The sequence below is a fragment of the Salinibacterium sp. PAMC 21357 genome (genome assembly GCF_000247645.1).
Taxonomy (GTDB): domain Bacteria; phylum Actinomycetota; class Actinomycetes; order Actinomycetales; family Microbacteriaceae; genus Rhodoglobus.
This window is the reverse complement of sequence record NZ_AHWA01000002.1, coordinates 39,340-52,895: the sequence shown is the minus strand read 5'-3', so window position 1 is coordinate 52,895 and position 13,556 is coordinate 39,340. Positions and strand designations below refer to the sequence as shown.

Sequence of the window (13,556 nt, the reverse complement as noted above, 5' to 3'; positions counted from 1 at the left end):
TCTCTCTAGGGAAGCACTGGAAACGCAAAGGCACAGCAGAGTGGCGGAAGATACGATAGTAAAGGTCGCTAGCATCGCTGAAGCGCACGTAGATAAGGCTCTCGATAGACTTTCGCTAGCTGCGAATGCCACAGCTAATCAGTTTCAGATTTCAATGCTTCGAGCAATTGAAATGCAGATGCACCAGTCCTGGTCGCAGCGGCTCGATTGGCTCTCAAACGGTTTCGGTATCTCGATTAAAGGCACAAAAGAGTCGACAGATTTCTTGCTCCTGATTGACCTGAGGAATGCGATTGTCCATGGGACTGGGGGTCTGTCACCCCAGCAGTCAAAAAGCCTAAAGGAACGCCTCAGATTGGAATCGAGTTTCAACATTCATCTCGATGCTCTTGTGTCCGGCGATCGGATTAAGCTGTCGTCCAGCACTACCCGATCTGCTTTCGATTTCGCTCGCGCTTTCGTTCTGCGACTCGATAAAGAGCTCTCCAGTAGCGAGTACGCGAGGGTATTCGCATAGTCGCGCGCGTGTCATTTCGTAACCCTCCACGCAGACTGTGCAGTCGGCGATTCAACCCCCGTGTTGAAGATACACATTCCCGCTCAGATGCCAGTTACGCCTAGTGCGGAAATTCAGCGTTGACAAGAGTCTCCGCCTCATAGATCAGGACGTCATTTTCGCCATTCGAGCTCATCGTTTCGGAGAGAACTCGAGGCACTGTGACCTCGCTAGCGGCAATATCGACTCGGATAACGTCCGCATAACTCTCGAGCACCAATCGCGCAAGTTCTGGAGAGAACCCGTTTCGAAGCAGACAGATCAAGAACGAGTCCGCAGTTCCGAATTTGATTCTGTGGTAGAGATCCCGGTCAACCAAACCAAGAGAATTCATGATTTCAATGTACTTGACAATATGGAAGTCGACGAAGTCTTGTTCCTCTTTGATTTTGGCGACGGCAAGATTGATCATTTCCACGCGACTCTTCGCGCGCATTCGCACGTACAGCTTTCGTACACCGTCCGGCCCGTAGGTTTCTTCCCCCCATTTCGAACCAACGAAAACGTATTCTTCGTCTAGTTGCGACCAGTACCTCACGAAGCGCGATATCAGTCGCTTGTAGGGCTCGTTCTGAGAGCGCCAAGAGATAAACAGTTTGTAGAATTCTCGGGCACCGTCTGAATCTCGTACGCGGGTTAGCGGGTGCGTGTCCTCAAGCTCTACGTCGTCGAGGAAAAGATCGCAAATGGTCTCGACGACTTCGGCAGGCTCGGTCAGAAGGCGTTGGGCCGCGCGCGCGGTCTCAACCCGCATCTGCAACGCACTTTCATTCTCCAAAATGTCGAAATCGCGAATACCGTTTTGAAAGCAGAGCTTCCCTACTTCCGTCCTCGCGATTCGCGCGTCAGTCAGCAGCGACGAACCAGGCTCAATATTCTCTAAATACTCCAGCGCTTCGCGGCGACCCTCTATGTCTTCGCTTCGCTCTAGAAGTGGGTTACCGACGCTGTCTTCTACGTTATTGGCGAGATTGGCAACGTCCGAGAGAAATCCTTGGATATTCCAATTGGCGCGCGCGTAGCTGCTTCGGATGAGGTGAATTCTTGGTTGCAACAGATCCAAGTCTCGACGCCTCGCATCGAATACCTCCCGAAAGCGCGCCACTCTTCCGATAAGGTTCCGGAACGCGGACCTCGACAAGTTCCGACGCCCACGGCTAGGTGTCATGAGTATTAGACAATCCGCGGGCGTGTTAACGCCTTCCAAAAGGGTGGACGTTGTGACGAGCAAACGCGGTTGTGTCGAGGAATCATCCCGAAAGAGTCTTTCGATGTACTGACGAAGAACGTCGGGAACTTGGCCATGATGAAAGAGCACACCCGATTCGATCGCACGAATCAAGCTATAGCTGGGATCGATAAGCTCAGCGATTGCTTTGATCGCGCGCTGCGCCTCTGCCGAAAGCGTCACTCTACCGGTCTGCTCCGATAACCGGCCAGCTAGGTCTTGAGCATCCTTGGGTCTGTTTACGTAAACGAGCGTCCGCAGCTTGGCTAGCTCAAATATTGCGGCGATCTCGTTCGTCGCGACCGGTACCTCTAAGTCGATAGCCCGGTTCAGAAACTGATCGTAGAGATGCAGCGCACCTCCCGGCTGGGCGAACATGATTAGCTCAGTCTTCACGTGCTCATTCACCGATCGAGCACGAACCGCCGCGTCCATCTCGTTGACGTGTCTTATGCTTTCGGGCTCCGACATGAATGGTGTGTAGTACGTCACTGCGAGCGCAGAATTTCTTGACCGAGCAGTAAGAACCACTTGTGAGAGTTCGAGCGCTCTCGAATCACTCGCGAGAAGGTTGTGCGCCTCGTCGACCAATAGCTGATCTATCTGGAGTGTTGGTTGCTCTATCAGTAAACGGTGCAATCGCTCCTGTGTCATGACCGCAACGAAGCGTGTTTCGTCGGTATACGAATCAGGATGAGTTAATACTCGGACCTTAGCTTCACGAATTCGACGGTCCGCAATCACGAGCGCCCGTGTCTGTCCGATAAGAGCGCGAGTTGGCACGAGCACGCACGTGACTGCGTGGAGATTTTGAGCAATTTTCTCGATTAACATCTCAGATTTGCCATACGAAGTCGGGGCGACGACGATCGCCTCATGCTCACTCGCATTGAACGCTCGAAGCTGCATCTGTCCTCGCGTCCGGAGCACTCGTCCGCCATCCTGCTCTTCCGTCACAAAATTCGAGCTATGTGCTGCGAACATATTTCTTGCAAAGGTGTCCGACGATGCGAGTTCCGGATTCAATCTCTCAGCGGCTGCAACAACAGGAATCAGATCACGCGACTGAGCAACTGAATGTAGCGGCTCATAGTCGCGAGTGACTTCGCCGTATTGCAAAATGATCCTGTACCCGAAACGCGACACAAGGTCGTCGTTAGATCGCAAGAAAATTATGGCGAATCGCAGGATGTCCCTCAGCTCTTCGTCACTCAGCTGCTCACTTTTCATCAGCTTCAAATAGAGTGCAAAAAATACCGAGTCGTCGAGGTTCGAGTGATTTCGCAGTTTGGCAATGGAGATGTCAGCTTGTTCAGCCATCGTCAGCCATCCCTCGAAGAATTGAAATCAACGATTCGATCGCTTCCTGCTGAACCACGAGCAACTGCGTTGCCGAAAACCGGCCTGACGAATCCAAGTCGGCAACTATGGAGGACAAATGGCTGTCGCTAACCTGACAGTGGCTGATTTCGTGCATCACAGCCGCCGCCAGAATTACATTCTTTGTGAACTCCTCTTGTTGCGCTATCGAGTCGGCATCGCTTCGGAGCAGCTTCTTCACTGTGGCGGCTTCGCTCGACTCAAGAGTCAGTGCGGCATCGACAATGGCAGAGTCCCAACGAGAGCGAAGAGCCCCACTGCCAAGCATCTGCTCAACTCCGGAGGCTGCTAACCCAATGAGACTGGCTACCTTTTCGTCAGCTGACTGTCCCGATCTCACCTCGCCAGATTTGACCTCGGCGTACCATATTGCCGAGCTCGCTGCTGCGTAGAAGGTGCTGTCAAAGCCCTTTTTGATACTCCTCTCTTCCTTGTTGAAAAAGACAGCCGCGCTAGTTAAGCCGGGATGAATGTGCGGCATCAATGCATGGATTATCAATTCACCGGCCATGCCAATTTTCGTGGAGTGAGCTTTGGAATCGTACCGTTCAAGAAATTCGCGGAGAGTTCGCTCGAATGAATAATACGAAGCATCTTCCGCCGCCTGAACCGCGCCAAAACAGAAGGCCGAAAGCCGCTCTTTGAGGTGGGCACTGAACTCTTCTGAGATCAGATCGACAATCGCGAGAGTCGAACTCGCAGCGCTATATTGACGAATCCCTTCCATGGACCCTAAGACTAGGGGCGCGGGAGGTAAATATCTTTCAACTAAGGCCCACCGACCGGCGGCGCGTCGCACCCAGCCTAGACAGCATCAATGTGCCGGAAGGCCATGAGTTACGCTTCCGCTCTCCCGAAGCTCTCGAAAACATCCTTCGAGGTGCTTCTTGGCAATCGACTCCGATATGCCCAGTTCGCGCACTAGCGCGTTGTTCGAGCCTCCGGTACGCGTGAGAGTGATGAGCACTTCGGCTTGGCGAGGGGTCAGTCCAGCTTCTACGAGCGCATCCGTGTCTGCTGCCTCGTCCTGTTGCCGACACAGGGTCAGCACCGAGGGGCCCAGCCGCACAGGATGCACGATGCAGTCCCATCAGTGAGCCCGATTGTAACTTCGTACCGAGCCTCCTCGCTGGGCGAAACCTCGCTCCCGGCGAGGATCAAAACGAGACTGTCGGGAACACGCGCCCCGCCTCAAGAACTTGAGATGACGACACCTCCACCACATCATCCGAACCCACCGAGGCAACCGCCTAGGCGTAGCAATCCATCTCCGCGTTCACGAGGCGGGAGCGTTCGACATCGAGCGCAAAGCGGTGATGCATTGCGACATGGCCGCTCAGGGCGTTCATGACGGCAACGGCGCGATCGCTGAACTCCCCCATCGCCTTGCTGCGGTTCAGCGCATACCAGACCACGATATCCGGCGGCGATGGCAACTCAACCGCTAGCTCAAAACGCTTACCGAAGGGCTTATGTAAGTGGCGGTACAAGTCAGGACAAGCGAAACCCGCGCCATCCTCAGCATCACAGAAGCGGATCGCGCGAAGGCCACACTTAGAGATTGCCACAGGGAGCAGCAGGCGAATTGACTTGGCACTCAGCATAAGGAATACACCCCTTGCGGAGTGTTTCTAGCAGAGTTCGGATGCCTCACTGCGGCCACGCCCCCACGTCAACCTACCTCTCGGCTAACTGCCGTAAACTGGGTCTCTTGCTTACTGAGCCAGTCTGGCTCTCTCGACGGAGGTTCCGTGGCCGGAAATGCCAATACTCGCTTTGCCAACGTTTCACTGCTGTCGGTGGCGAGTACCCTACCTAGCCGTGTAACCACATCCGGCGACCTCGAAACGCGCCTAGCGCCGGCATTCGAGCGCCTTGCGTTGCCCAGCAGACTCCTGCAACGAGTGGCCGGTGTGCTGGAACGTCGCAATTGGGCTGACGGCGAAACATCCGACGACGCCACCGTCTCAGCAGGCCAACGTGCCCTCGCTGAAGCGGGCGTGGATGCCTCCGAAGTCGGACTCCTCATTAACACGTCCGTGAGCCGCAAACACCTCGAGCCTTCGGTTGCCGTGCGCCTGCACCACGGGCTTGGGCTGCCCAGCTCGGCGATCAACTTCGACGTCGCGAACGCGTGCCTCGGCTTCGTCAGCGGCATGAACCTTGCCGCGAACATGATCGATCCGGCCAGATCAAGTACGCGATCATCGTCAATGGCGAAGATGCCGACGATATCCAAACCAACACCATCGACCGCCTGCTGAAGCAAGACTCCGATCGTGAGGGCTTCATGAGCGAGTTCGCGTCGCTCACGCTCGGCTCCGGGGCTGCGGCTGCGGTGCTCGGACGCACCGACGAACATCCGGCCGGTCATCCGATTCTCGGCGGCGTCACCCGCGCGGCCACCCAGTTTCACGAACTCTGCGTCGGCAGCGTCGACGGCATGTTCACCGACGCGAAAGCCCTCCTTAAAGGTGGCCTCGACCTCGTCGTCTCGGCGTGGAAAGAAGCATCCACCGAATGGGACTGGTCAAAGATGGACCTGTACGTCACCCACCAGGTGTCATCCGTGCACACCAACGCCATCGTCAAAGCCGCGAAACTCGACCGCGACCGCGTACCCACCACCTTCCCCCTCTATGGCAACGTCGGCCCCGCCTCGATCCCCATCACCCTCGATGAAGCCCAAGGCACCCTCAAAAAGGGCGACCGCGTGCTGCTCATGGGCGTCGGCTCCGGCCTCAACACCGCAATGATGGAGCTCGCATGGTAACTGCGCCCGCCGCCACCCCACCGCTCGACCTGCCGGGTCTCGACCCGCGCTTCAGCCACATCATTGCCGTTCCCGGCAGCGGGGCGGATGCTGGACTCACCCACGACTGGCACTACCTCGACACCGGCGCCGAACTCGCTCGCCTCGGCGTGCCCGTCATCGGCACCATCCTCGCCGTGCACGGCAACCCGACCTGGTCGTACTACTGGCGCGACCTGCTCAACCAATCACTCGCGGCTGCCGAGGCTGGCGCGCCCGCGTGGCGCATCATCGCCGTCGACCAACTCGACATGGGGTTCTCAGAGCGCACCGGCATCCACCGCCCGCTCGCCCAACGGGTCAGCGACCTCTCAGCCTTCACCGACACCCTCGACCTCACCGGGCCCGTCATCTCGCTCGGCCACGACTGGGGCGGCGTCCTTTCCCTTGGCTGGGCCGTCGACCACCCGGCGCAACTCACCGGCGTCATGCTGCTCAACACCGCCGTGCATCACGAAGCCGGCAAGCCGATCCCCGCACCGTTGCGGCTCGCCCGGGCGCGCGGGATGCTCGCCTCCTCCACCGTGCGCACCCCCGCGTTCCTCGAAACCACGTTGGCGCTCACCACGGATCCGCTCGACGCCGCCGTGAAGGATGCCTACCGCGCGCCGTATCGCACCGCCGATCGCCGCGGAGGAATCGGCGGCTTCGTTGCCGACATCCCCGCCGACGCCAGCCACGAAAGCTTCCCCGAACTCGAACGCATCGCCGCCGGAGTCGCCGCGCTCGACCTGCCGACGCTCATGCTGTGGGGCCCGCGCGACCCCATCTTCAGCGACTACTACCTCGACGACCTCATCGAGCGCCTCCCCCACGCCAACGTGCACCGCTTCGAAGGCGCCGGCCACATGCTCGCCGAAGACGCACCCTACGCCGCATCGGTGTTGACGTGGCTTGGCGACAACTCTGCCAGCCTTAGCGATCCCGGTTCGTCAGCCCTGTCGCCTCGCGAGGCCTTCGCTGCAGCGGCCGGCTCCGTCGTGTCTGACTCCGAAGAAGCTGGCATCCACGCGGCTGACTCAGCAGCGACCGACACCGACGCCTCCGCCTCTGCCTCCGCCTCAGAATCCAACGACTCCGTCGCGGATGACGCATCCTTCGTCCCGCTCTGGCACAACCTCGACGCCCGCCGCGATCACACCGCGACCGCCGTCATCGACATGTCAACGCGCGGGAGCCGTGGCCCACAGCAGGTCAGTTGGAAGCAACTCGCCGACCGCGTGAGCCAGCTCGCCGCCGGCCTCACCAGCATTGGTGTGCGCAAAGGCCAGCGGGTTTCCCTGCTGATCCCGCCCGGGCCGACGCTGACGGCCGTGGTGTACGCCTGCTTCCGCATCGGCGCCGTTGTGGTCGTCGCGGATGCCGGCCTGGGTGTCAAAGGACTCACCCGCGCCGTGCGCGGATCGTGGCCCGACTTCGTCATCGGCGAAGCCCCCGGTCTCGCCGCCGCCCGCACACTGGGGTGGCCCGGAGTGCGTATTTCCGCCGCGCGACTGCCGAAAATCTCCGCCGTCGCTCTCGGCGTTTCGTACAGCCTTCGTGACCTCATCACGCTCGGCGCTGACACGCCGCTGCCGGCACCACCACGGGGTGACGATGACGCCGCAATTCTCTTCACCTCCGGATCCACCGGCCCCGCCAAGGGCGTCGTCTACCGCCACCGTCAGCTCTCCGCCGTGCGCGACGTTCTCGCACGCCACTTCGAAGTGACGGCAGACACCGGGCTCGTGACCGGCTTTGCGCCCTTCGCCCTGCTCGGTCCAGCCCTCGGTACACGATCCGTGACACCGGAGATGGATGTTTCCTCTCCCCGCACTCTCACCGCCCGGGCCGTCGCGGCCGCAGTGGAAGCATCCGGCGCCAGCATGGTGTTTCTCTCCCCCGCCGCAATTCTCAACGTCGTCGCGACCGCGGGAGATCTCACCGCTGACGACCGCAGCGAGCTTGCACGCGTGCACACGTTCCTCTCCACCGGGGCACCGATCAGTGGCGACATGCTCACGTCGGTCGGGGAACTCATGCCCAACGCGACCCCACATTCGCCTTACGGCATGACCGAATGCCTGCTCGTGACCGACATCACTCTCGAGGGGATCCGCGCCGCCGCCGGTGACGCCAACACCGGTGTCTGCGTCGGGAAGCCGATCGGCGACAATCTCGTGCGCATCAGTGCCCTCGATTCCGACGGTGCCGCGACCGGCACACCGAGCACCGAGCCCGGCGTTCTGGGCGAGATCATCATCTCGGCACCGCACCTGAAAGATCACTACGACCGATTGTGGCTGACCGATCGCGCCGCCGTTCATGGAACCGAAATTGCTACGGATGCTGCTGCCGCGGATGCTGCGGAGAATACGGATGCAACGGATGCGGGCGACGCGACAAACGTTGCGGCTGGCTCCCCCGCGCGCTGGCATCGCACCGGTGACGTCGGACATCTCGACGAACTCGGACGCCTCTGGGTCGAAGGTCGACTGCCGCATGTCATCGTGAGCGCAACGGGACCCATCGCCCCCGTGGGCACGGAACAGGATATCGAAGGGGTGACGGCCGTGCGCCGGGCCGCTGTCGTCGGCGTGGGTCCGCACGGTGTGCGCCAGGCCGTCGCGGTTGTCGAAACGATTCCTACGGCCAAGCGCCCCGGACTTGCTAGCCCCGAACTGACGGCTGCCGTGCGCGAGAGTACGTCGCTGCCGCTGGTTGCTGTGCTTGTTGTTCCGCAACTGCCGACCGACATCCGCCACAACTCCAAGATCGATCGCTCGCGGCTTTCTGAGTGGGCCGAGCGTCTGCTTGCCGGCGGAAAGCCGACCGCACCATGATCGTGCTGGTTACCGGAGCATCCGGCTTTCTCGGTCGCGCCGTCGCCGCCGAACTGGTCGCGGCCGGCCATGAGGTGCGCACGCTGCAACGTCGACCATCCGGAGTGGATGGCGTCACCGATTTTCTCGGCTCCATCAACGACCCCGAGCATGTTTCGCGCGCGGTCGCCGGCGCGGAAGGTGTCGTGCATCTCGCGGCAAAAGTGTCGTTGGCCGGCGATCCGGGTGCGTTCCACACCGTCAACGTCGAGGGAACACGCACCGCGCTCGATGCCGCCGAAGCTGCGGGGGTCTCGCGATTCGTTCAGGTGTCGTCACCTTCGGTTGCGCACGCCGGCACTGCTTTGGCCGGGGTCGGCGCCGAACCGGCCTCGCCGGAAAACGCGCGCGGCGACTATGCGCGCACCAAAGCGGAGGCCGAGCTGTTGGCCCTCGCCCGCGATTCTGACGCCATGCGCGTTATCGCCATTCGCCCCCACATTGTGTGGGGCCCCGGCGATACCCAGCTCATTGGTCGCGTTGTTGACCGCGCTCGAAGTGGACGCCTCCCGCTGCTCAACGGCGGCACCGCCCTCATCGACACGACCTACGTCGACAACGCGGCATCCGGAATCGCCGCCGCCCTGCACCGCGCCGACACCGCCCACGGCAAGGCTTACGTTCTGACCAACGGTGAACCGCGCCCCGTCGGCGATATGCTCGCCGCCATCTGCCTCGCCGCGGGTGTGCGCCCACCACGCTGGAGCATCCCGGCCGCCCTCGGGCGCACCGCCGGCAGTGCAATCGAGAAAGTGTGGGCTGTGCGCCCCGGTGCGGATGAGCCACCCATGACACGCTTTCTCGCCGAACAGCTCTCGACGGCGCACTGGTTCGATCAGCGCGACATCCGCGAAGCTCTGGATTGGGTTCCCGCGGTCAGCATCGACGAGGGGCTGCGCCGGCTCGCGGCACACTACTCCGAGATTGACGCACTCGGCTAACCTCCCAGCAACCCGGATTATCGTCAAAGGATGAGCAGATTTTCAGACTCCTGGCGCTCACACCTCCTGACGACGTTCTCCGGCGAAAGCTCGGGGCGCCCCGCCTGGGTTGCCCGCATCGAGCAGGGTGACGACGCCGGATTCTTTGGCCCCGATTCTGCCTCGTGGGTGGTGCACGGCGGCATGGGCACTCTCGTCGCTGGAATCCGGGCACTGCTCATGCAGACCCTGCATCCCGGAGCGATGGCGGGCGTTCACGATTGGTCGCGGTACAAAGAGGATCCGCTGGGGCGACTCTCCGGCACGATCCAATGGCTCATCACGGTTACCTTCGCCAGCACTGAACAGTCGAAACTCGAGTCAGCTCGTGTCGGCAAGTATCACACCCGCGTCGCGGGAACCTATCTGGATGTCGACGGCGTCGAGCGCCCCTACACCGCGGGCGACCAAGAGCTACTCTCGTGGGTGCACGCCGTGTTCACGGATGCCTTCCTCGGCTGCCACGAACTGTGGGGAAAGCCCATCCCCGGTGAGGCCGACCAATACGTGCGGGAGTGGGCAACCGCGGGTGAGCTGGTGGGAGTAGAGCAGCCACCGCGATCCCGCGCTGAGTTGAAGGCTCAGATCGACGGATTCCGCCCCGTGCTCAAGAGCGACGAGCGCGTTCTCGAAGCGGTGCGCTTCATTCGCAATCCCCCGCTTCGCCGGTCAATGATGCCCGCCTACCGAGTGCTCTTCGCGGGAGCAGTCGCGTCGTTGCCCGAGGAGCACCGCAAGCTGCTGGGCCTTCGTCGGTCACCGCTACCGGTGATCTGGGCGACCGGCTTCGTATTGCGCGCCGTCGGCAAAATTCTTGGCACCTCATCCTCCAGCGAAGATGCAGCCCGCGTGCGGCTGGCTCGCCTCGAGCGTGAGCGGGATTCGGTCTGAATCACGGGCCCAGGCACGAACTGCCACCGCTCGCGGGGTACGCTCGAGGAACGAGCCATTCGGCTCACAGGAGGATAACGTCATGGCCGATAAATCGCCGAAGAAAGCCACAGCCAAGACTGCAGCCAGCAAGTCTCTCAAAGAGAAGCGGGCTGACAAGAAAGACAAGGCCGCTAACAAGCGCAAGGACTAACAGCGCGAAACGCTGCGCTACTGTACTCGACGCACGCTGGGCGGCGCCATCTGTTGCCGCCCGGCGATGCCGAGCTTTCCGAAAGCCCGCTGAAGATGCCCTTCCACTGTGCGTACGGAGAGGAAGAGTTGCTGAGCGATCTCGGCACTGCTGGCGCCAGAGATAGCGTGGGTGCTCACGTCGAACTCGCGCTCCGATAGCAGCGCCCGGTCAATGCGCACGCGTCCGAGAATGGGAGTGTCGACGCCGCTGAGTTGAGCCAGGTTATCGACAGCCTGATTTACCAGCATCGACGCAGGGCGTTTTCGAGTGGTGTCTCGCGCGAGGCGCACCGCGGCGTGAGCCAACTCTCCCGCAAAGAGCGTTTGGCCGGCGGCACTATGCACCATCAGCGCGCGGTCGAGGGCGTCACTGTCACCACTCAACGCCTCGCAGTAGTCGACCAATGCCGTGGCCAGTGCGCCCTGCACGCCAGTCGCAGCGGCAGACAGCAGAGCGAAGTCATCGTGCAGTCCCCAGCGCCACCCGTCATGAAGAAGTCGCATATATACGTGCTGGTGACCGTTTTCTTTCGCACGGTCGACTTGAGCGTGCCAACGCTCGGCGACGTCGGCCGCGTCGCCACGCAGCATGAGGGCGGGCAGCAGCATCCGCTCCGCCTCTGCGTTGAGAGCGCCACCGACCGTGAGGGATCCTGCCGCAGTGTCGACAAGCTCGGCAGCGGCTTCCGAATCACCTAAGAGTGCGCTGGCGGATGCGGCTGCAGCAGCGAAGTAGGCCGTCATCCCGAAACGGTTTTCATCACCTAGGGCCACGAGAGCCTGGCGAAGCATGTCTGCGGCAACAGTGCCGTCGCCAGTCTCGAGTCGCGAGAGACCCTCAGCGCCCAAGAAAAGTCCGGGAGGGATGCGGAGTGCCGCCCACTCCGACTGGCCGAAACCGGCCACGTCTGACTGTGCTCCACCCGAGACAGCTGCGAGAAAGAGCGTCGCCAGCAGCTCCACTTGCCCCGTAGTCGGGATGCTCTGCCACGACGACTCGCTCAGCATCCCGACGATCTCTTCGACGACGGCGATGGACCGCCCCGTGAGCACCTCCGAAAAAAGCGCACTCTGCAACGCTGCTGCACGAACGTCCGGTCCTAGAGCTGGGTTGAGCGCATGACTGCGCAATTGTTCAGTGGTCACTCGGCGGCCGGAGCGTGCCCGCAAGAGGTCGAGTCTCGCGTTCATTTCGATGACACTGGATGGTTCGTCCCCGGGCCGAGGTTGCAGGAGAGCTTCGGCTTCGGTGACGCGGCCATCGGCGGCAGTGAGGGTCGCCGCCCACACGCGTGCTGTTTGGGATCGCGCAGTAAGAGACCCCATTGCCGAGAGGGCCTCCTCTCCGCGCCCCAATTCGAAGAGCGCGCGGGAACGGGCGAGCACCAGAACCTCGGTTAACTCTGGGGTTTCGTCGTCAGGCTCAGTTATTTCTAGCACCGCGCTGAACTGTCTCGTGTTCACCGCAGCGGCCACAATCATTTCGCGATCAGCATCACTGAGGCACACACCGATGCGCGCTGCGTGAGCGGCGACACTGATGCGGGTAGGAGTGTCCATTTTTTCGAGAAAGACGAGGGCTCGCTCAGCGTGCCAGCGCAGCTCGGCCACGGGCCTGCCCGCCAGAACCGTGTGCGATGAGAGGCCAGCACCCATTCGCACGATTTCGAGGTCGGCTTCTGAATTCGGCAGAGTGGAGGTTATGGAGATCTCGAGCAGGTCGGAAGAAATGGCCCTCTCGATTGCTTCGGTCCCCACGAGTTCAACCGCAAGCGACCGCGGAATATCGCCGGTGATCGCGATTAGTTCGACAGCTCGCTGCACCGACTCGTTCTGGTGTGCCAGCCGCACCGCCACGAACTCGCTGATACGACGCCCGTGCGGTTGCCAGCCTTTCTTGAGCGTGGCGTATCCACGAGCGCTGCTGAAACCCTCGGAGTCCTGAGCATCGATGACAAGCTCCCGCAGATACCGTGCGTTGCGACCAGCAGCTTCCGCTAGTTGGTGCGCCGTGTCGATGGTGACTGCCGTTTCGAGCACTTCCTCGATGATGCACACCGAATCTGCGTCCGTGAGGGGCCCGAGCTCGATCACTTCACCATGCAACGCCAATTCCCTCAGCGGCACGGGGAGTTTGCTTGCCGCAGTGCTGATGAGAATGATGCGCAATCCGCTGTCGATCGCGGCTTGCGCGCAGGCAGCGGCGCTGGCATCATCCACGAATTCAGCGTCGTCGAGCACGAGCGTGCGTTGAACGCCGTCGGGATCGCTCACCGCGAGCATCGTAATCAGTTCAAGCGGTGACAACGCGCCGGCTGAACTGCCGGTGGCCTGTGCCGCGATTGACGCCAAGGCCGCAAATGGCACACTCTGCAGTTGCGCCTTTCCGGTGAAGCGGTGCACAGGGCCGGCCCACGGTTGCAACACGCGCTCCGCAAATACCGTGCGGCCACTTCCCGATTCGCCAAACACTGCGAAGTCACGGCCATCGTTCCAGTGCCGTTGCGCCAATTCGCGCGCCGACTCTCGCGACGGCAGCGGTACGAGCATCCGCGATCGAGCGCCCAAATTTCCCCAAGTACTGCTGTGTCCACCCACCCCAAAATCATACCGA

At 61.2% G+C, this 13,556-nt stretch carries 8 protein-coding genes and 2 pseudogenes; 4 read left to right on the top strand and 6 right to left on the bottom strand.

Features of this window, described 5'->3' with window-relative positions:
* Positions 1-617: 617 nt before the first annotated feature.
* The 5 genes and pseudogenes from ON14_RS16025 to ON14_RS00240 form a co-directional block, all read right to left on the bottom strand.
* On the bottom strand, positions 618-2,162 hold the full coding sequence (locus ON14_RS16025) for a helicase-related protein (RefSeq protein ID WP_237719631.1): 1,545 nt from the start codon (positions 2,160-2,162) through the stop codon (positions 618-620).
* Between the two features lie 174 nt (positions 2,163-2,336).
* Positions 2,337-2,693, bottom strand: a pseudogene (locus ON14_RS16465) (DEAD/DEAH box helicase); the annotation flags it as partial.
* A gap of 403 nt (positions 2,694-3,096) precedes the next feature.
* Entirely contained in the window at positions 3,097-3,891 is a 795-nt protein-coding gene (locus tag ON14_RS15030; protein ID WP_010202137.1) for a hypothetical protein, read from the bottom strand.
* An 87-nt stretch (positions 3,892-3,978) separates the two neighbouring features.
* Positions 3,979-4,233, bottom strand: a complete 255-nt coding sequence (locus ON14_RS00245) for a hypothetical protein (protein ID WP_026037423.1) — start codon at positions 4,231-4,233, stop codon at positions 3,979-3,981.
* A 181-nt stretch (positions 4,234-4,414) separates the two neighbouring features.
* Entirely contained in the window at positions 4,415-4,768 is a 354-nt protein-coding gene (locus tag ON14_RS00240) for a hypothetical protein (protein ID WP_010202133.1), read from the bottom strand.
* 147 nt (positions 4,769-4,915) lie between these two features.
* Between ON14_RS00240 and ON14_RS00235 the strand changes: the two are divergent.
* The 4 genes and pseudogenes from ON14_RS00235 to ON14_RS00220 all read left to right on the top strand — a co-directional run bounded on the left by ON14_RS00235 (position 4,916) and on the right by ON14_RS00220 (position 10,708).
* Positions 4,916-5,937: pseudogene (locus ON14_RS00235) on the top strand (3-oxoacyl-ACP synthase III).
* A complete protein-coding gene (locus tag ON14_RS00230) occupies positions 5,931-8,798 on the top strand; it encodes an alpha/beta fold hydrolase (RefSeq protein ID WP_010202132.1) in 2,868 nt (955 codons plus the stop codon). Before ON14_RS00235 ends, ON14_RS00230 begins: the two are co-directional and overlap by 7 nt.
* Positions 8,795-9,778, top strand: coding sequence for an NAD-dependent epimerase/dehydratase family protein (locus ON14_RS00225; RefSeq protein WP_010202131.1), 984 nt, complete (start codon positions 8,795-8,797; stop codon positions 9,776-9,778). Before ON14_RS00230 ends, ON14_RS00225 begins: the two co-directional genes overlap by 4 nt.
* 30 nt (positions 9,779-9,808) lie before the next feature.
* Positions 9,809-10,708, top strand: coding sequence for an oxygenase MpaB family protein (locus tag ON14_RS00220; protein WP_010202130.1), 900 nt, complete (start codon positions 9,809-9,811; stop codon positions 10,706-10,708).
* A 210-nt stretch (positions 10,709-10,918) separates the two neighbouring features.
* Here ON14_RS00220 and ON14_RS00215 read toward each other — a convergent pair whose 3' ends face one another.
* Positions 10,919-13,540, bottom strand: coding sequence for a helix-turn-helix transcriptional regulator (locus tag ON14_RS00215; protein ID WP_141629894.1), 2,622 nt, complete (start codon positions 13,538-13,540; stop codon positions 10,919-10,921).
* Positions 13,541-13,556: the final 16 nt, after the last annotated feature.